The following is a 19,266-nucleotide window of genomic DNA, read 5'->3' as shown; positions in this document are numbered from 1 at the left end:
ATAAAAATAAAACAAAGGAGAGTAAAAGATGGAGAATTACAAAGATGTGGAGCAACTGAGGAATGAAGTAACTGCAAAAATGGATGCATTTGCCAGACTGCTGCATCTGGCAGGAATGGACGTTGAGGCGGGGCGGATGGAGGATAAAAGTGAAGAATTCCGTGCCGGTTTATTCCAGGTACTATTTACAGGGGTGTTTAATGGAGGAAAATCTACCCTGCTGAATGCCCTGATGCGGCAAAAAATGCTGCGTACAAGTATTAATCCAGAGACAGCGGTCATTACAAAAATCGCTAACGGTGACAGCGGGGATGAGATGGTCATTACTTTTAAGGATGGTAAACGCCCCGATGAAAAAATATCAGTCACTAATTTTTTCGAGAAGTACAGGGTAGAGAACGGAAATGAACATAAATACGAAGAAATTGATTATGTGACAGTACATAGGAAAATGCCGAATAAGACTGTAATGTATGTGGACTCTCCGGGCCTGAATAATACAGGTACTGAAGACAGGATCGCAAAAGTATTTTCAGCGAAAGCGGATGCGATCGTATTTATGATAAATGCAACAAATGCGCTGAATCAGAATGAACGCCAGTATGTGCAGAAAAATTTTGAACGCCGCAGCCTGCGCAATGTCTTTTTTGTAGTTAATTGGTGGAATATGGTGACTGAAGAAAGCACGGAGGAATTTCAAAAGAGAGTTTTCGATGAACTGCACGAAGTTTTTACAGATACGGACGGAAGGTTTGACGAAGAACTGTATCGTTCCCGGGTGTTCTTTGTGGATGCTTACACTTCTGAATGTGCCCGGACCGGTATGCCTAAAAAAGAGCGAAAAGGAATAAGATTTGTAGAGACGCCAGTTCAGCCGGAGGATGATGAGTATACGGGAGTTCCGGAATTTGAAACGGCTCTGAATAATTTCCTGCTCTCCTCTGACGCTGATAAAGAAGGGTATAAAGGATATCTTCCTCAGATGGCTGCTATGTATAAGGCAACCGCTGAGTCCATCAACGCATATGGTGAGGAAGCAGGAAAGAGTGTGGAAGAGCTTGAAAAAAGGCTCCGTGAACAGGAAAAGACAGCCAGGGAACTTAAGCGTACAATCAATGGCATCAATCAGGCCTTTGACAGTGCACTGCAGGAAATACTGGTAAATATCAGCTCAAGCTATGACGGATTTGTACGCAGTGTTGATAATAACTGGGAAGAATATTTTGCAAACCAGGATGTAAAGTTTGGCATGAAACAGGAAGGCAAAATAGTCGCTTTGAAAGTAAAATACTGGGGGCAGGATCTTATCGGAAGATTTAAGGATAAGCCTCAGGGCCAGGAGGATAAAATGGCGCGGGACGAAGAGTTCCGTAAAATTGTGGCTCCTATTGTGGATGCCATTAATGGGTATATCAGGAAAGAGGCAGAGAAGATGGCCCACTCTGCTGCCGCAGCCAGTGACGGAGCTATTAACCGTATGACCCAGACAATAATGGATTATTGTGAGAACATAAAAGACCTGAGTACCAGCGGTATGGATGGAGAACAGATCCTGAGGAATATAGCGCTGTCGGCGAATGTAGATATTGGCATTATCAATGGCAAAGCCAATTTAGGACAGCTGCTTGTGGGAATTGTATTCTTCCGGGATTTTGATAATTTATTTACTGATATGGTAAGTGGGAAATCATGGGGAGACTTTATCAAAGATGCACTTGTTACTACCATTACGGAATACTGTATTGCGACCATAGTAAGTATATTTACAGGGACATATCTGATTTATCTGATTGCCCGCGCTCTCTGGGGTCTGCTGCGGATCAATAAGAACGCTCAGAATATTGGTAAAAAAATCATAATGTCTTCAAAGGGCGAGACTGTCCAGACATTAAAAAATGAGCATGATAGTTTTGCAATAAAAATGGAAAATAAATTTGGAGAAAATCTGGGCAGGAGCAGGACAAAAATTACGGGTGAATTCATGGCCCAGATTGAACAGAAGGAACGTCAGTTAAAGAACCTGCTTGAAAGTAAGCGGAAGAAAGATTATGATTCAAAAACAGAACTGAAACGTCTGAACGGAATTAAAGAAGGGCTCATGGACAACTTTAATGACCTGGGCAGGATCCTGCTTGGGCGCGGCTTCTCAGAAAGTGATATTTTAGAATGGGCGGTTCCGCATCCGGCAGAAGAGGACAAGTAAGGAGGAGCAGTTTGGAGATAAGTAAATATGGCGGGAGGCAAGAGCCCGCCCTAACTGCGTATATGTGTGAATTTGTAAAGACACTGCGGTTAGCTGATAGGAATGCAGAAGCAGCGCAGGCAGAGAACATAATGGAAGGGCTTAAAAATCACAAATCGGAGGTGTTTTTTCTTGGGAGATTTGGTAGTGGTAAATCGACCATGATAAATGCACTGATACGTCAGAAAACGCTGTACACAAATATTGTACCGTCTACTGCGGTCATTACAAAAATCACGGCTGGGGACAGCGTGGATGAGGTGGTTATTACCTTCAAGGATAGTAAACGCCCGGATGAAAAATTATCTGTCCATGATTTTTTCGAAAATTACAGGGCTGAGTGCGGAAGTGAACATAAATATGAAGAGGTAGATTATGTGACAGTGTATAATAAAATGCCTGATGAAAATATAACCTATGTGGATTCCCCGGACTTGATCAGTATGGAGATCCAGGACAGAAGTGCAAAAGCAGATGTGATTGTATTTGTGATGAATGTGATGCATATGCCGAATAAGGATGAGCATCTGTATATACATAAAAATTTTGAGCGCCGCTGCCCGAACAATGTCTATTTTGTAGTTAACTGGTGGAATATGGTGCGTGAAGAAGACGAGGCGGTATGTAAAAAGATATACTTCGATGAACTGCACGACGTTTTTACAGATACGGATGGCAGGTTTGATGAAGAACTGTATCGTTCCCGGGTATTTTTTGTAGATGCTTACACTGCTGAATGTGCCCGGACAGGTATATACAAAAAGGGAAGAAGAGGGGATAAGTTTATTGAGACAGCTGTTCCGCCGGAGGATGATGCATATACAGGTATACCAGACTTCGAAGAAGCCTTGGGTGAGTACTTGCAGTCATCTGAATTAAAAAAACGGAAGTATCAGAAGTATGTACAGGAATTGACGGAGATATTTCGCAGCGCTGTTAAGAATATCGAAAAGGAAATCTTAGGGCTGAAATCTTGTTTGAAAAAGGAAAACTCAGAGTCTGCGGAAAGTACACAAAGCCAGCAGGCAGAAATAAAGAAGTTAAGAGAGTGTGACAGTGTTTTCAGGTATGCATTTCAGGAAGTTTGTATTGAATATAGGGCTGTTATTAGAGCTGGATATGATAATTTTGTAAGCGGTGTCAGCCAGGGCTGGAGAAAACATTTTGAAGGAATGGAAGCCAATTTCATTGGAAATGCCGGGGAGGTGGATTCTGCCAAGCTGCTGGAAGCTGTTAATTCTTATATTGGAGAGCAGGAAAAAAATATAACATTTACTGTGAGTGAAAATAGAAATGCTTTTATGAAGCATTTCAGCAGTTTCGCCACAGAATATGCGGAAGTTCTGAATGAGCTGGAATTAAGCGGGCAGCCCTGGAAAGATTTAGTTGAGGAAGCTATTGCCCCTTTGACAGCAACAGAATGTATTACAGAAGTTATACCTGATTTTACAAAAGAAAATTTAGATGAGGCAGACTCATATACCATGGGTATGACATACTTTACGAAAAAGAACCAGGATATAGGAGCCCTGGTTCTGGAATATGCCAGGAATGAAGCTGTTAAAATGCTGGGATATGTACGCCTGGGTTTCCTGAAACTATTGGAAAATAAATTTACCGCAAAGATGAATGACAGCTGTGAGAGCTTTACGAAAGCACTTAAGAGGCAAGTGATATTAAAAGAGGAGCAGGCGGCAGACATTCAAAAAATGGAACAAGAGAGGGAAACAGAGGTTATGAAAGAACTGGCAAAGCTGGATAATATAAAGCGAAAGCTGACAGACAGTTTTAATGATTTTTCGCGGGCAGCTATGGGAGAAGGTTATACGGAAGGTGAAATATTGGAACCGGCAGAAGGATGAAGGAGAAAGGATTGGTAAGATGACTTACGAAGAGGTATTTCAGACACAATGGGAAAAACTCAGCGAAGAAATGGTTGAGCTGATTAATTTCCAATTAAATAACCGGGCAAAACCAGACCACGCAGAATTGAACAGGGTTTACCAGCAGAAAATGGACCGCTGGTTTACCCAGATGCAGCCGGAGGGCAGATGGCTTAAGGATAGCGGTAATCCACAGTTTCAGGATGAAATGAAGTCAGAACTTAAGAAACTGGAATTAAAAGAAGTTCCGGTTGTCCCGCCCTTCGGGGCTGCAGCGCCGGCAGGGGCAATTGCAGCAGGGGCGGCCTGTGCTGCAATCTGCATAGCTGCAGATGTGCATGTTATGCTCAGTGCAGTTATGACAGCAGCAGGAGCGGCTGCCGCATATGGGGGAGTCAGCAGCCTCATTAGGAAAAGAAAATGCAGTACAGGGGCGGCTCTAAAGGCGGCATATAAAGAACAGCTTACAGCAGCAGGTTTCCGATTAACAGAAATCTGCAGAAAATATGGACAGGACAGTTAAAGAAACTGTGCGGTGTGACCCGGAGAAGCTCATGGCCGTTGCCCGCACAGTGGAATATGGGAGAAAAAGGCTGGAACAGCTTCAGCAGGACCGCCCCCTTGTTGTTGTATTATGCGGCGGATTCTCTACCGGAAAATCATCATTAATTAACGCATTGCTTGGATGTGACCTGCCCACAGGGGTCAATCCGGTGACAAAGGTCATAACAACTCTGCGCTATGGAGAGCGTCAGCGGATAATCCTGGAAAACCATGCCAGCCACCAGCAGTGGGAGGTATCTTTTGAGGCCGCCAGCCGGCTGATCACAGATCAATTGGCGGATTCCGGGCAGGAGGATATGGATATTTATTTTGAAATGCCTTCACCATTTCTTAAAAAAGGAGTGGTTCTGGTGGACACACCCGGATTGGGGGATGATCGGGAAAAGAAGCTGGATAAACTGACGAGGCAGGAAATTCATCAGGCTGATTTCTGCATTGTAACTTTTAACTGCACGAAGTTTGGAACTTATGATGAACGGGGTTTCCTGGGGGAAGTGAATGAACTGACAAATGGGAATTTTATTTCAATCCTGAATTGTATGAATTATCTTCAGCAGGAGGAGCAGGTTATCGATCTGGAAAAAAGGGCAGAGCAGATCCTGCAGGAGTATGGGAACCAGAGAGTGGGGAAAGGCAGATATTTCATGGTGGACTCCAGGAAAGGAGAAGTGGAGCTAAATGGTTTCGATGCCTGGCTGGAACACCTGATAGAGACGGAAGCTGAGGTGATCAAAAAGGATACTCCCCTTAACATGGCACTGGTAGAGATTCGTAAGGTCAGCGTGGAGAGCGACCGCTGTATACGTAAGGTATGGGAGCGGATTAATGAACTGAGGCAGCTTAACGATAAAAATATCCGTGAAGTCAGGCAGAAGAGCCGCAGCACTCTGGACGGCATGAAGCAGGCGCTGCGAAATGAACTGAGCCGGACAAACCAGAGGCTGACCCTGGATTGTATAGATGAACTGAGACGAAATATCAGATCCTGCGGTGTTACCGGATTCAGTGAAAGAGCGAAAAGCTTTGTCAGCGATGTGTTTGTAAGAGAAGGTGATGAGGTTGACGAACGCATAAGGAAGAAATACCCACAGGCAGAGCAGGAGCGATTAGGAGACAGCTTCAGGCGCAGTGTATACTATTTTAAAGTCCCGGAGCCATCCTTCCATATAGTAGAGCGCGGGTTATTTGATCCGGACAGATGGCGTTTTGGAAAAAGCTACCGTGTTTACAATAATTATGTGGATGCGGCTGTGGAAGCAGTTAAAGCAAGGCTGCTGCCTAAATTAAAGGCAATTGCAGAAGAGTATTTTAATAATATTATAAAGAATTTAGGAGAACAGCAGCCCGCTGAGATCACCGGGGGATATGAGAGTGAAATTGAAGAATTTTCTGCTTATGCAGACCTTTTTTCAGAAAAACTGCTGGATCTGATAGCAGTTCAGCACGACATCCGGGTGATGAAGGAAGAGCTGGGGACATCTGAGTGGCCGATGCTGCACCATGCGGAAAATATTTAGTTTATACAAAAAATTGTAGGGGGGATATGGTATATGGATTATTCAAAACAGATTGCAGCAAGTATAGTTTCTTACTTTGAAGATAATAATTTTCATTATTCTTTTGATAAAGAAAGAGGTGTTATTACAAATACATTCAATATGGAAGGTAAATTAAAAAATATACGTTATGCCATTGGCGTCCGGGAATCAGACTATATAGTTTATGCCACAGTTGATATTAATGCAGATGAAGAATGCCGGGCTGCAGTATCAGAATTCCTGACGCGTGCAAATTACGGGATGCTGTTTGGAAGTTTTGAGATGGACTACAGGGATGGGGAAATACGATTCAGGGTTGCTGTAGACTGTGATGAATGTATGCCTTCAAGTGCAGTTATCAGGAATTCTATTATTTTTCCGCATCAGGCATTTAGTAAATATGGCAATGGTCTGCTTACTGTAATGTTTGGGGTAATGACGCCGGAAGAAGCAATTAAGGGGATAGAAGGTTGAAGCTGCATCTTAATCTGAAAGATCCGGGATCCGCAGACGGAATTTATCAGATAAAAGCTGGCGGATGTATGGCAGCGTCCCTTCAGTGGGCAGATGAAAAGGGCCCTCTGGAGGATTGGACAGCTTTTGCCTATATCCCGCTGAATGGAAATGGATGCGGAACTTTCAGGTTTACCGGAGGGAGGGCGGTGCCGCCGGAGGCGACCCATGTGATGGCCAGGGCAGTCAAGCCGGATTTTTCCGGCCGGGAAGAAATTCTGGCGCCTATACCAGGATGCCGGAAACTTATGCATACGGAGGAAGAAACCATCTTCTGTGTAATGAGTGACATCCATCTCTCCAGTAAATCAGGCAGTTTCAGAAGGGCGCTCAGGACGGCTGGTGATCCGGATTTCATTCTTCTGGCCGGGGACTTGACAAATGACGGAAGGCCGGAACAGTTTGAGCAGGTATGCCGGTGTATCGAAGAGGAGGCAGCAGATATTCCGGTGTTTGCAGTAGCAGGCAACCATGACATACTATTAAAACCTCTGCCTCAGGTGGACCAGAATGTGGGCAGCTATTACAGGCTGCAGGACTGGCTGTGCCGGAGAGCCCGCCGGGCCGGGATAAAATGGGAACAGGATATAAGCGGTGCTTACAGTGCCTATGCAGGAGCAGGCGGTGAAGAGATAGATATAACAGGCCTGAATGCCGTATCTCACTGGCGCAGGTTTGTATTCCCGGGCGGACGACAGCTGAACTGGCTGGAAAGGCACCTGGAAAGTGTGGAAGATGGAAAGCTGCATATAGTACTGTGCCATGCTCCGATGATGTCCCATAATCCCATGCGCCGCGGCGGTACGAAAAGCCCATATTTGAGCCGGGATGAAGAATTACAGCAGCTCCTGGACAGGCACAGCCAGATTTTATTTATATCAGGGCACACCCATATATCATTAAATGAGCTGCCGGGATGTGTGGAGTATGATGCGGGCAGAGGGAATATTTATGTCAATGACGCATGTATATGCCCCTCCGCCCTGCATACAGGAGAGACACTGGCAGCAGGTGAGTGGACCGAAGGCTCAGTCATGGATGTGCGCGTTGGCAGGCAGGAAATAGAACTGATTGGAAGGTCTGTTATAAGCGGAAAGAAAATTTCCAGAGGATATTACAGGATCAGCCGTTACATTTGACAGCCTATCTTGCGTACCTTGCTGAATTGTTACTAAATCTTTAATAATATGGATTGCAATATGTTGCCAAACTTGGTTTAGCATGATATAATTAAGTAACTAAAAAATAGTTGCATAGAATAAAGCAGCGGTGGTGATAAATATAGATGCCAAAGAAAAGTGATCTGCTAGAAAAATTGTGCAGAAAACCTATACCTAAGAACTTTACGAAAAGAGTATTACAGTTTGATGAACCACATCCGGGAAATGAGCTATATGGATATCAGATCAAGAAAACAATACAATTTTTAAAGGATATTGGCGAGATTGAATAAAAAATATTGGCAGGTGATTATATGAGCTCAATGTTAGAATATAAGGGATATCATGCAACTATAGAATATGATGCAGAAGATGATATTTTTGTTGGTGATGTATTTGGCATTACAGATTCCTTAAATTTTCATGGAAATTCTGTTGATGAATTGAAAAACACTTTTTCACAATGTATAGATAATTATTTAGAATTATGTGAGAAAATAGGAAAAAATCCAGATAAAGAATTTAAGGGAACCTTTAATGTAAGAATACCACCGGAACTTCACAAAAAGGCTGCTTTAGCAGCAGCAAAGCAAAAAATAACTTTAAATCAGTATGTTGTTAAGGCGATAGATAAATCTTTTGAAGAAAATAAAGGCAGTAAAGAAACAATTATTTATATTCCATATGGTACAAGGCAAACAGACTGGGAAAATGGGGCGGACGAATCATTTAAAGTATTTTGTCAGGTGGGTTCTATTGTGACTAAAAAGGAGAGTGTGTCATATGTCGGAAATTAATGCGAAAATAATAAAACTAAAGATAATCAGTGCTAATATTATTGTATCCAGAAGACCTTTAAAGCGATTAGAAGTAAGCGTAGAATGCCGGGCCAAATTAAAGACGCCTGGTGAAGAGGATAATAAAAGTGTGCTGTTGAATATAGAATTAAGTGTAGGGGCAAAAAATGATGATTTAAAGATTGAATTTGATGCTGATACTATCTTTGAATTGGATCAGATACCCGATGATTATAACATGATTGCAGAACAGAAGCTTATACCTCTTGCAAGAACTGTTCTGTTTGAAAAATTAGATGAAATGTTAGTTAGTATGGGATATGAAAAAATGAAATTGGCAGAACAAATGTAAAAATTTATTTTTAAATTAATGGCGTAAAAAAGCAAGGTATATATTGTCAGGATATTTTAACAAAAAATCCTTGCTTTTTTTGAAACAAAGTGATATACTATCAGAGTTAGAAAATGCGGGTGTAGTTCAATGGTAGAACACCAGCCTTCCAAGCTGGATACGTGGGTTCGATTCCCATCACCCGCTTTTTTGTATGCCCTGGCGCAGGGCAGGTTAAAAGCCGACAAGGTGTATATTTTGTTTTTTAGTCAGGCAGCATCCTCAGATGCCTCAGCACGATATGTATCAATAAGGTTTTGTATTTCGCTGTTCCCTTCTACTCCTTCTAAATCGTAAAGGTATCCATTAAAATCGTCCAGTGTCCACGTCCCCTCGTCATAAATGTAGGTCAGGTCCAGACGGCCGAGATACTGATCCTGTTCTCCTCCTCCCTGTAGAATTGGAGTACTCTTGAAGCCTTCATCTCCCGGATAATAGACAGGGCTTGTAATAATATAATGGTCATCTGCGCCTATCACCGCACTTATACCCTCTACATTTGCTATTTTTGTGTCTACTGCCAGACCGGTATGGGAAAGTACTATATTGATGTCTGTCTGCGGCTTCACCTCTTCAATAATCTTACCAACCGTGATCTCGCCGCTTTCAAAGGTTTTGTCAGAAACCTCTTTCCAGTCTCTGTCCTGAGGCTTTAGGGAAGTGACTCCAATAATCCCCACTTTTAATCCCCCGACTTCTTTAATTGTATAAGGGTCTGCGTTGTCGATATATTCTCCTGTGTTATTCATGGTTACATTGGCACAGAGAGTTGGAAACTCAGCGAGTCCGATCAGGTTCTGGAGCTGTTCATTGCCCTGTACGATGCTCCCGCCCTTGGGAGGTACGCGGAAATCGTTGTTTCCTAATACCCAGGCATCATAACCCATGGCGTTTAACAGTTCCATCTCAGGGATTCCCTGCTGCTCCTGGAATTCACCCCGGAGAAAGATATCTCCTCCGTTTAATACCAGAAGGTTGTCACATTCCTCTCTTGCCTGGTCGATAAGGGTTTTGAACTGTGGCAGCCGGTCCACACGTCCATGGATATCATTGTTATACACGATGGAAAGCTGGTAGGTATCCCCCTGTGCTGCATCAGAAGCCTGGGCTGTGAGAGAAGAGGCAGCAGTGGCTGCCAGTACTGCTGTCATTGATAAGATCGCTGCTTTTTTTCTCAGGTTAAACATAGTTTTTCTCCTTCTTTTGTGATTTTTCACTCTTGGATCATTTTTTACGGCCGGTGCAGTATATCTGCAGGCCTGTTGGATCGTTGCGCAGGTTTATCATAACAGCCGGTTGTAACAGCCACATCAAAGGCAGATAAAAATTTTGTTAAGTACAATAACTTGTGTAGGAATAAATAACTAAAAAAGAAGGTGAAATATTGTGTATTATGGCAAAATGCACAATAGAGATTGACAAATCATCAGTCCGGGCCTATACTCAAATTATAAAGTTAGTTTAACGTTTTCGTAAAAGGTTTAACTAACTCAGCAAGGGCAGTGCAGCCTGGGCATCAAGGGGGAAAGAGAATGACAAAGCGTGTGACGATTAAAGATATAGCAAAAGAGTGTGGGGTATCTATAACGACTGTTTCCAGAATATTAAATAAAAAACCGGGATGCTGTACTCCTGAAACAGAGAAAAGGGTGATGGAGGCTGTGGAGAGGGCGCATTACCGTCCAAATCCTGCGGCGAGATCACTTGTGACGAAAGAGACAAATATTATAGGAGTGATCCTTCCGGATATATATAATTACTTTTTCCAGGAGTTCTTTAAAGGAGCCGAGGATTACCTGGGCAAAAAAGGATATAAACTTATTTTGTGCAACACAGACGGGAAGGCGAAAAAGGAGAATGAGTTCCTGGAAAGCCTGACACAGGGGATGGTTGACGGCATTATGATCACGACAGGAAACTGTTCAGAGAATAATGACTATATTGTAAAGCTCTCAGAGGGCGGATTTCCTATCGTGACTGTAGAGCGCTATGGGGACGACCTGGAACAGATACCCGGTGTATTGTTTGACAATAAAAAAGCCATGTGCATGGCAGTGCGAAGACTGTATGAGTATGGACACAGAAGGATCGCCTTTATTACAGGTCCGGCCAATGCAGCAAATGCAGTGCTCAGGCTGGAGGGATATAAACAGGGGCTGAAAGAGGCAGGTATTAAATACGAAAAAGCACTTGTATGCGCCGGGGATTATCAGATGACTTCCGGGTATAAAAGCATTAAAAAGCTTATTTCTGAGCAGGAATTCACAGCTGTGATAGCCTCTAATGACCAGATGGCAGTTGGGGCGTGCAAGGCTATACGTGATTCCGGGAAATCTGTTCCGGATGATATATCAGTAATTGGTTTTGATGGTACGATGCTGGCGGAGTTATACCAGCCGGCTCTTTATACCATAGAGCTGCATGGATACGATATGGGGAAGGTATCGGCAGAAAATCTTTTAAAACTTATAAAAGGAAAGGAGGCAGGGGAGAAGAAGGTTATATTTGAACCAGTCATAAAAGAAGGAAGCAGCATCAGGGACATCACAGATATGACGCTGTAGGGTGCCATGCTGCGGACAGGATGCAGGAGAAGGAGAGGTAATGTATGGGTTTAACATCAAGGGAGAGGGTGCTGATGGCGCTGGCCCATGAGGAGACAGACAGGGTGCCGATTGACTTGGGATCCTCACGGTCTACAGGTATCAATGCCATCGCATACAAGGCATTGAAGAAATATCTGGGCGTTCCGGGCGAGACAGTGCTGTTTGACGTGAAGCAGCTTCTGGCACAGCCGGATCATGAGATACTGCGGCGGATCGGCTGTGATGTGGTTATTCTTCCAAGGCTTGTGCCATCTATAGGGATTCCCATAGATGAGTATAAACTGGGGGAGCTGCCAAGAGGCGGCGGAAGCTGCCTGCTGGCCAAAAGCTTTGAGCCGGTGCAGCTGGAGGATGGCTCACTGGGAGTCTATGACAGCCAGGGGCATCTGCTGGCAAAGAGGCCTAAAGACGGTCTGTATTTTGATGAGATGTATCATCCTCTGGAAAATGCGGAGAGTGAGGCGGATATTGACAGGAATCTGTCATTGCCTGAGATTACAGATGAAGAGATGGAGTTTCAGAGGATAAAGGCAAAGGATATCTATGAAAATACGGATTTTGCCATATCAGGGGCGACCAGCTTCAGTTTGTTTGAGAAGGGTACAAAGGATTGGGGATACGAAAATTATCTGATACAATTTTATGAGGAGCCGGAGCTTGTTGAGTATTATCTGGACAAGATGACAGATGCTTATATCACCATGATGGAGCGGTATCTGGACGCGGTCGGGGATTATGTCCAGGTAGTCCAGAATAATGATGATTTTGGTTCACAGACGGGGCTTCTGGTATCGCCTGAAATCTACAGGAAATTCTTCAAGCCGCGTCATGCCAGAATTAATGAGGCGATCCGAAGGAAGAAGAAGGATATGCATATCTCGCTTCACTGCTGCGGAAGCGTCTATCCGCTGATAGGAGATTTTATAGAAGCAGGGTTCGATATCCTCAACCCGATCCAGAAGGAATGTGCAAATATGGATCCGGTCAGGATAAAGCGTGAATATGGCAGGAAGATGACTATATGGGGCGGGGCTTTAAGTACACAGACAACCATGACTCACGGCAGTATTGATGATATCGTCAATGAGGTTAAGGAAATGATAAAAATATATGCTCCGGGGGGAGGATTCGTATTTTCTCAGATCCATAACATTCAGGCTGATATATCACCGGAGAAGATAATGGCTCTCTTTGACACCGCACTGAAGTATGGAGTACCTTCCTGGTACAGGGACGGAAAAGAACCGTGATAAAGGAGGGATGAAAAGATGGAAAAAGTAAAGTGCGGCCGTCCTGTGGCAGTGATCGGCAGTTATGCAGTGGGGATGACTATTGCCTGCGGCCATTTCCCGGCAGCCGGAGAGACAGTACCGGGCAGGAATTTTGAGATGATGCATGGGGGAAAAGGGTCTAACCAGGCGGTGGCAGCGGCAAGGCTGGGGGGCAATGTCCTGTTTGCCGGATGCGTGGGATGTGACAGCTTCGGCGATATGTGCATGGATCTAATGAAGGAAGAGGGGATCACAGGAAGTTATATAGTAAGGTCTGAGACAGGGCGCTCTACGGGGGTGGGGCTTATCTATGTCAATGAGGAGGGTGAAAATGAGATCGTCATAGATCTTGCGGCTAATGAGGAGCTGTCGGCCGGGGATATCGACCGTATGGTGCCGGCTCTGAAAGAGTGCTCACTTGTGCTGATGCAGCTGGAGATCAATATGGATACTGTTATTTACACAGCAGAAAAGTGCAGGGAGCTTGGAATACCGTTCGTGCTGAATCCGGCTCCTTACAGACAGATGCCGGAAAAACTGCCAGGACTCTGCGATTATCTGATCCCTAATCAGACAGAAGCAAGGCTGATGCTTGGGCTTGATGCCAGATCTGAGATATCGGATGAGGAGGCTGCCTCACGGATATGGGAGATGGGTGCGGGATGTGTAATTATGACTCTGGGAGCGGATGGCGCCCTGATCGTGGATAAAACCGGGATGACAAAAGTAGATGGGATCCGTGTAAATGCAGTGGACACCACAGGCGCCGGAGATACCTTCTGCGGAAGCTTCTGTGTGGCGCTGGCAGAAGGAAAAGATACAAAAGAAGCTGTTGCCCTGGCAGTAAAAGCGGCGGGCCTTTCAGTTACAAAATACGGTGTAATACAGTCCATACCGTACAGAAAAGAAGTGGACAGTATAGGGTAAAAACCCCTGCCATAATAATAAACGGTATGGCCGCAAAAACAGACAATCAAAATAATGAGCAGTATGACTGTAAAAACAGATAATAGAAACAGATAATAGAAACAGTTAATGGAAACAGGAGAAGGTACAGCATGAAAAGAAAGGGTATTTTAAACAAAGAGCTGATGAAGGCTATAGCAGATATGGGACATGAACAGCTGATCGTCATAGGAGACGCAGGAGTTCCCGTAAGCGACCAGGCAAAGCGCATAGACCTGGCTATAGCAGAAGAGCTGCCAACAGTCCGCCAGGTTCTGGAGCTTATCGAGGACGAGATGATCTATGAGAGAGTAATAGTGGCGGAAGAGCAGAAGATGTATAATCCAAAGCATTATCAGGCGGTATGTGACATGTCAGTACACTGCCAGGTAGAGACAGTTCCGCACAGGGAGCTGATGGAAAAATACCTGCCGCAGGCGAAATATATTGTGCGGACAGGAGGGTTTGAACCATGGGGGAACATAGTACTGGCATCAGGGATAGACGCGAATAAGTGGTTTCAGAAGGAAGGCTGTATCGTGCCGGATTATTATGAAGAGCGGGCAGGCGAGGTACAGTAAGGAAAAGCACAGATTTACGGCAGAAGCAGCGGGTTAATTTTTTTTAGGATGTTACGAAAACGTTTAACTAAACAGGAGAAGGTTTTAGTTAAAAGCGGCAAAGACGAAAGAGAGGGTATGTAATATGAAGAAGAAACTTATGGCGGTTGTATTAAGCGCGGTTATGGCATTTTCAATGGCAGGTGTGGCAGAGGCTTCTGATACAGAGGCTAAGGATATGAAGATAGCGGTAGTCCTTCATGCCATGAACAGCTCATTCTACACAAAGCTGGCAGATGGGGCAAGGGATGCAGGCAAGGATTTTGGCATCACGGTGGATGTCACCTCACCGACCACAGCCAGCAACCTGTCAGAGCAGGTAAGCCTGATAGAATCATGTATCACAGCTGACTATGATGGGATCGCCACAGTGACCTGGGATCCTTCAGGATTTAATTCCGTCATCCAGAAAGCATCGGATGCAGGTATCCCTATGGTAGGCTTCAATATGGATGCAGAAGACTGCGGAACAAAGGCATTTATCGGTCAGGAGTATGAGGATGCCGGATATCAGATGGGGAAATATATGTTTGGCGAAGTAATGGAAGGAAAAGGAAAGTATATCATCGCCAGCTGCGGCCCTTCTGACACGGCGCTCATAGCCAGAGCCAACGGAATCAAAAAGGCGCAGGAAGAATATCCCGACATTGAGTTCATTGACATCATTGATATTGGTACAGACCTGACAAATGCTTATGGTGTCATAGAAAACGCATATCTGGCACATCCGGACGTGAACGCCATACTGGGCGTGGATGTGTTCAGCGAAGCAATCGGTACCTTTGTAGAAGCCTATAAGCTGGAAGGTGAGGTAAAGGGCGCCGGATTTGACCTGACAGAGGGTACATTAAAGCATATCTCCAATGGCTCCATGCAGCTTACTGTAGGTCAGAATCCGTATCTGCAGGGATATTATGCGGTAGCTGAGCTGTATATGAACCTGGCCCATGATGCAGCGTTTATTGATATCAATACAGGGGCACAGCTTGTTACGCAGGATAATGTAGCAGACGCTACTCCGGAATAACGGTGGGGAGAGGTAAATGATGAGGATAAAGCGGTTTCGGGAGCTGGGTGTCCTGATCGTGCTGGGTGTTATTGTCATAATCCTTTCTATTGTGTCCCCTGTATTCTTAAAGCCGGTCAATCTGGTGAATATAGTGAGGCAGACTGTAGAAATAGGGGTCATGGCTATCGGGATGTCTTTCCTGATCATCGCAGCTGAGATGGACTTGTCAGTGGGCTCCATATTCGGGGCAGCAGCTATGCTGGGTGCGCTCCTGTTTAAAAACGAGGTTAACCCTACTCTTGTATTTATTGTGATGCTTCTGGCAGGCGCGGCTATTGGACTTGTCAATGGTACTCTGGTGGCAAAGGCAAAGATGCCTGCATTCATCGTGACCTTGGGGACCATGCAGATATTCAGAAGCATCGCCTATGCTATCTCAAACGGTCAGAGTATCAGCGTCTTCCCGGATAAAGCTATGAACAGCTGGGTATTTGGACTTGGAGCATCCGTGGGAGTTATTCCTGTACAGGTCATTATCATGCTGATATTGTACGTGATAGCACATATAGTGATGAGCAAGACAAAGCTGGGCTTTGATATCTACGCCACAGGCGGGAACCAGAAGGCTGCCAGGCTGGCCGGGATCAATACGGACAGGATAAAGATCATCTGTTTCATGCTGACAGGTTCCCTGTGCGCCCTGGCAGGGATGATCAGCATCGCCTATCTGAAGTCTGTGCCAACGACTGCCGGAGAAGGCAGAGAGATGGACGTGATCGCGGCAGTTATCCTGGGAGGGGCAGCTTTGAGCGGCGGACGCGGTACCATTCTGGGCACTTTCATAGGAGCTATCATCATGAGTGTTGTAAAAAACGGAATGGTGCTGATGAGCGTTCCTGTGTTCTGGCAGACGGGCTTTATCGGAGTCATTATTATTCTGGCAGTTCTTCTGGATACCTGGATCGGGCGCAAAGAGAGGATCAGTTAGGGGGGATAAGGTGGAACCGTATATACAATTTCAGCATATCACAAAACAGTTCGGCGGCACGGTTGCATTAAATGATGTCTCCTTTGAGATCCGAAAAGGGGAGGTACATTGTCTGTGCGGTGAAAACGGGGCAGGAAAGTCAACACTGATCAATCTCTGCGGCGGGGTATTTACCCCCACTAAGGGTGAAATCCTGATAGACGGTAAAAGTGTCCGCATCCAGAATGTACAGCAGTCTGAGAAGCTGGGGTTTGCCATTGTACACCAGGAAGTGCCTCTCTGCTCCAATATGACTATTGCCCACAATATATTCCTGGGCTCGCCGGAAGGAAGAAAAGGGATATTTCTTAACGAAAAGTATATGAGGGAAAAGACAAAGGAGCTTTTGGAAGAATTTCAGATGAAGACAGACCCGGGAGAACTGGTGGGAAACTTAAGCATTGCGGAACAGGCAATCGTACAGATCGCAAAAGCTGTCTATTCAAAACCGTCTATCCTCATACTGGATGAACCGACATCAGCTATGACAAATGACCAGAGGGAAGTGCTTTACAGGATCGTGCGCAAGCTGGTAAAAGAGCAGCAGACAACTGTCATGTATGTGAGCCACAGGCTGGAAGAGGTCATGGAGCTGGGCGACAGGACAACTATACTGCGGGACGGCCACTTTATATCCACCAGGGATATAAAGGATATCACTATCGATGACCTTGTGACAGGCATGGTGGGCAGAAAGATAGAAAAGTCCGCCTGGAAGAAAAGTTATGCCACTGATGAAGTACTTATGAGTGTTAAGAATCTGAGCAGGAACAGAAAATTCAGGGATATCTCCTTTGAACTGAGAAAGGGGGAGATCCTGGGGTTTGCAGGCTTTGTAGGGGCCGGAAGGACGGAGGTGTTAAGCGCCATTTTCGGGGCGGACAGGCCTGATGCCGGGGAGATCTGGGTCAATGGCAGTAAGGTGGATATTAAGTCACCATCTGATGCAATAAGAAATGGAATCAGCATGATACCGGAGAACAGAAGAGATGATGCGCTTATAGCTCAGATGACCATCCAGCAGAATGCCCAGATGACGATCATGAAAAGGTTGAAGAGCAGATTTTTGATCAACAGAAAAAAGGCTTCCGGGGTCATGGAAGAGATGATGGAGGAATACTCCATCAAAGCCGGGAATGTAAAGGACTCCATCATGACACTGAGCGGCGGAAACCAGCAGAAGGTAGTGATTGCCCGGTGGATAGCAAATGATCCACGGATACTGCTGTGCGATGAACCTACAAGGGGGATTGATGTGGGAGCCAAGGCGGAGGTGTATGCCATCCTGCAGAAAATAGCCAGTCAGGGAATCGGCATAGTTATGGTATCTTCTGAACTGCCTGAACTGCTCTCCCTTTGCGACAGGATCATTGTCATGCACGAAGGGCGGATCACAGGTGAGATCAGCAGAGAAGAAGCAAGTGAAGAGGCAGTCATGAGATATGCGGCCGCCGTGGCGGAATAGGCAGCAGGGAAACAGACAGTCTCAGACAGGGCCAGGTACGACTCGTAAGAGTTACACCTGGCCCTCATTTAATTGCATTTACCCTTCCGGAGATGAGTAGTTACGAACAGCTGCTGTTAATCTAATATGCCTCTGACAGGATTATGCTTCATAGCGTCCCCGCGGCGGTAGCTGGTCTGCAGTTTCTGGTATTTTCCTTCCTGACTGCTTTTTTCTATTGCCGTCATGATTTCCAGTACATGAAGGGTCTGGGATATGTCAGCCCTAAACGGCCTGCCTGCCGAAAGGGCTTTAGCCATGTCCGCCAAACCCAGCCCCCGGCTGTTCTGACTGTAATCAAAGAGCAGGGGGATCTCCTTTTTTGTTCCGTCCTCAGGCCTTAACAAATAGATGGGGCCGTCAAAATTGTTGGGGTCGGGAACATAGAGGGTGCCGGATGAACCATAGATCTCCAGGCGGGACTGATGCTCATAGTAGACGTCAAATGTAGTTGTAATGGTTCCCACGGCTCCATTGTCAAAGTCAAGTATACCAGTGATGTGCGTTGGAACCTCCACATTTATCAGGGCACCTTTTTTAGGTTCGCTTGTAATGACCCTCTGGGGGAAGCTTTTTCTGGTGATTCCCGTGACCCCGGATACGCCGCCCAATAAATTGACAAGCGCTGTCAGATAATATGGCCCCATATCCATCATCGGGCCGCCTCCGTGCTGATAATAAAATTCCGGAGAGGGGTGCCAGCTCTCATGTCCGCGGCACATCATGAAAGCGGCAGCGCCCACAGGCTGTCCGATAAACCCGTCATCGATCAGCTTTCTGCAGGTCTGGATCCCAGCTCCTAAAAATGTGTCGGGGGCGCCGCCAAGCATGAGGCCTTTTTCTGCGGCAAGGGCAGCAAGCTCTGCACCTTCCTCAAATACAGCGGCCAGCGGCTTCTCACTGTATACATGTTTACCGGCCAGCAGGGCTGCTTTTGTTGTTTCATAGTGTTCAAAGGGCCTTGTCAGGTTAAGCACAATATCCACCTCAGAGTCAGCCAGCAGTTCTTCCATGCTTTTATATGATTTCCGAAAACCGTATTTTTCCTGTGCTTCTTTTACCTTTTCTTCTACCAGGTCATATACGCCGACCACCTCTGTTTCAGTAAAAAGACGGCATAGATTTTCTAAATAGATGCCGCTGATCGCGCCTGCCCCCAGAATTCCGATTCCTGTCCGTTTCATTTTCACATCCTC

At 45.4% G+C, this 19,266-nt stretch carries 17 protein-coding genes and 1 tRNA gene; 16 read left to right on the top strand and 2 right to left on the bottom strand.

Annotated features, from left to right (window positions below):
- Positions 1-28: 28 nt before the first annotated feature.
- The 9 genes from NSB28_RS15715 to NSB28_RS15675 all read left to right on the top strand — a co-directional run bounded on the left by NSB28_RS15715 (position 29) and on the right by NSB28_RS15675 (position 9,235).
- Positions 29-2,203: a dynamin family protein gene (locus tag NSB28_RS15715; RefSeq protein ID WP_109747510.1), complete on the top strand. Its 2,175-nt coding sequence runs from the start codon at positions 29-31 to the stop codon at positions 2,201-2,203.
- 11 nt (positions 2,204-2,214) lie between these two features.
- Complete coding sequence (locus NSB28_RS15710) at positions 2,215-4,104, top strand: dynamin family protein (protein WP_257497563.1); 1,890 nt, start codon at positions 2,215-2,217, stop codon at positions 4,102-4,104.
- Positions 4,076-4,648, top strand: a complete 573-nt coding sequence (locus NSB28_RS15705) for a hypothetical protein (protein ID WP_109747512.1) — start codon at positions 4,076-4,078, stop codon at positions 4,646-4,648. The genes NSB28_RS15710 and NSB28_RS15705 overlap by 29 nt, the downstream gene beginning before the upstream one ends.
- Positions 4,632-6,206, top strand: a complete 1,575-nt coding sequence (locus tag NSB28_RS15700; RefSeq protein ID WP_109747513.1) for a dynamin family protein — start codon at positions 4,632-4,634, stop codon at positions 6,204-6,206. The genes NSB28_RS15705 and NSB28_RS15700 overlap by 17 nt, the downstream gene beginning before the upstream one ends.
- A gap of 33 nt (positions 6,207-6,239) precedes the next feature.
- Entirely contained in the window at positions 6,240-6,701 is a 462-nt protein-coding gene (locus tag NSB28_RS15695; RefSeq protein ID WP_109747514.1) for a type III secretion system chaperone family protein, read from the top strand.
- Positions 6,698-7,879, top strand: a complete 1,182-nt coding sequence (locus tag NSB28_RS15690) for a metallophosphoesterase family protein (RefSeq protein ID WP_109747515.1) — start codon at positions 6,698-6,700, stop codon at positions 7,877-7,879. Before NSB28_RS15695 ends, NSB28_RS15690 begins: the two co-directional genes overlap by 4 nt.
- Before the next feature lie 335 nt (positions 7,880-8,214).
- Positions 8,215-8,697, top strand: coding sequence for a type II toxin-antitoxin system HicB family antitoxin (locus NSB28_RS15685; protein ID WP_207708168.1), 483 nt, complete (start codon positions 8,215-8,217; stop codon positions 8,695-8,697).
- The gene (locus NSB28_RS15680; protein WP_109747516.1) at positions 8,684-9,049 is read left to right on the top strand and encodes a hypothetical protein; all 366 of its coding nucleotides are present in this window, start codon (positions 8,684-8,686) and stop codon (positions 9,047-9,049) included. The genes NSB28_RS15685 and NSB28_RS15680 overlap by 14 nt, the downstream gene beginning before the upstream one ends.
- 115 nt (positions 9,050-9,164) lie before the next feature.
- Positions 9,165-9,235 (top strand) — tRNA-Gly (locus NSB28_RS15675).
- A gap of 62 nt (positions 9,236-9,297) precedes the next feature.
- On the opposite strand, the gene NSB28_RS15670 is transcribed toward NSB28_RS15675, so the two are convergent.
- Positions 9,298-10,275, bottom strand: a complete 978-nt coding sequence (locus NSB28_RS15670) for a bifunctional metallophosphatase/5'-nucleotidase (protein WP_109747517.1) — start codon at positions 10,273-10,275, stop codon at positions 9,298-9,300.
- 345 nt (positions 10,276-10,620) lie between these two features.
- On the opposite strand from NSB28_RS15670, the gene NSB28_RS15665 reads away from it, so the two are divergent.
- The 7 genes from NSB28_RS15665 (at position 10,621) to NSB28_RS15635 (ending at position 18,031) form a co-directional block, all read left to right on the top strand.
- Complete coding sequence (locus NSB28_RS15665) at positions 10,621-11,652, top strand: LacI family DNA-binding transcriptional regulator (RefSeq protein ID WP_109747518.1); 1,032 nt, start codon at positions 10,621-10,623, stop codon at positions 11,650-11,652.
- Positions 11,653-11,696: 44 nt separating this feature from the next.
- Positions 11,697-12,944 carry a uroporphyrinogen decarboxylase family protein gene (locus tag NSB28_RS15660; protein WP_109747519.1) on the top strand — a complete coding sequence of 416 codons (1,248 nt, stop codon included), beginning with the start codon at positions 11,697-11,699 and terminating at the stop codon, positions 12,942-12,944.
- 18 nt (positions 12,945-12,962) lie between these two features.
- Entirely contained in the window at positions 12,963-13,892 is a 930-nt protein-coding gene (rbsK, locus tag NSB28_RS15655) for a ribokinase (protein ID WP_109747520.1), read from the top strand.
- Positions 13,893-14,023: 131 nt separating this feature from the next.
- Positions 14,024-14,491, top strand: a complete 468-nt coding sequence (gene rbsD / locus NSB28_RS15650; RefSeq protein WP_109747521.1) for a D-ribose pyranase — start codon at positions 14,024-14,026, stop codon at positions 14,489-14,491.
- A gap of 124 nt (positions 14,492-14,615) precedes the next feature.
- Complete coding sequence (locus tag NSB28_RS15645; RefSeq protein ID WP_109747522.1) at positions 14,616-15,557, top strand: substrate-binding domain-containing protein; 942 nt, start codon at positions 14,616-14,618, stop codon at positions 15,555-15,557.
- A 16-nt stretch (positions 15,558-15,573) separates the two neighbouring features.
- Complete coding sequence (locus NSB28_RS15640; protein WP_109747523.1) at positions 15,574-16,527, top strand: ABC transporter permease; 954 nt, start codon at positions 15,574-15,576, stop codon at positions 16,525-16,527.
- Between the two features lie 10 nt (positions 16,528-16,537).
- Entirely contained in the window at positions 16,538-18,031 is a 1,494-nt protein-coding gene (locus tag NSB28_RS15635) for a sugar ABC transporter ATP-binding protein (RefSeq protein WP_109747524.1), read from the top strand.
- A gap of 116 nt (positions 18,032-18,147) precedes the next feature.
- Here the strand turns inward: NSB28_RS15635 and NSB28_RS15630 are convergent, their stop codons facing one another.
- Complete coding sequence (locus NSB28_RS15630) at positions 18,148-19,254, bottom strand: Gfo/Idh/MocA family protein (protein WP_109747525.1); 1,107 nt, start codon at positions 19,252-19,254, stop codon at positions 18,148-18,150.
- Positions 19,255-19,266: the final 12 nt, after the last annotated feature.

This window comes from Murimonas intestini (assembly GCF_024622195.1).
GTDB classification, from domain to species: domain Bacteria; phylum Bacillota; class Clostridia; order Lachnospirales; family Lachnospiraceae; genus Murimonas; species Murimonas intestini.
The sequence above is the reverse complement of the archived record's forward strand: the minus strand, read 5'-3'. Positions and strand labels throughout refer to the sequence as shown.

Coding starts and splice junctions, on each gene's coding strand:
- rbsD (WP_109747521.1), top strand. CDS start 14,024: ATGAAAAGAAAGGGTATTTTAAACAAAGAGCTGATGAAGGCTATAGCA.
- NSB28_RS15685 (WP_207708168.1), top strand. CDS start 8,215: ATGAGCTCAATGTTAGAATATAAGGGATATCATGCAACTATAGAATAT.
- NSB28_RS15670 (WP_109747517.1), bottom strand. CDS start 10,275: ATGTTTAACCTGAGAAAAAAAGCAGCGATCTTATCAATGACAGCAGTA.
- NSB28_RS15680 (WP_109747516.1), top strand. CDS start 8,684: ATGTCGGAAATTAATGCGAAAATAATAAAACTAAAGATAATCAGTGCT.
- NSB28_RS15665 (WP_109747518.1), top strand. CDS start 10,621: ATGACAAAGCGTGTGACGATTAAAGATATAGCAAAAGAGTGTGGGGTA.
- NSB28_RS15715 (WP_109747510.1), top strand. CDS start 29: ATGGAGAATTACAAAGATGTGGAGCAACTGAGGAATGAAGTAACTGCA.
- NSB28_RS15660 (WP_109747519.1), top strand. CDS start 11,697: ATGGGTTTAACATCAAGGGAGAGGGTGCTGATGGCGCTGGCCCATGAG.
- NSB28_RS15700 (WP_109747513.1), top strand. CDS start 4,632: ATGGACAGGACAGTTAAAGAAACTGTGCGGTGTGACCCGGAGAAGCTC.
- rbsK (WP_109747520.1), top strand. CDS start 12,963: ATGGAAAAAGTAAAGTGCGGCCGTCCTGTGGCAGTGATCGGCAGTTAT.
- NSB28_RS15630 (WP_109747525.1), bottom strand. CDS start 19,254: ATGAAACGGACAGGAATCGGAATTCTGGGGGCAGGCGCGATCAGCGGC.
- NSB28_RS15645 (WP_109747522.1), top strand. CDS start 14,616: ATGAAGAAGAAACTTATGGCGGTTGTATTAAGCGCGGTTATGGCATTT.
- NSB28_RS15695 (WP_109747514.1), top strand. CDS start 6,240: ATGGATTATTCAAAACAGATTGCAGCAAGTATAGTTTCTTACTTTGAA.
- NSB28_RS15640 (WP_109747523.1), top strand. CDS start 15,574: ATGATGAGGATAAAGCGGTTTCGGGAGCTGGGTGTCCTGATCGTGCTG.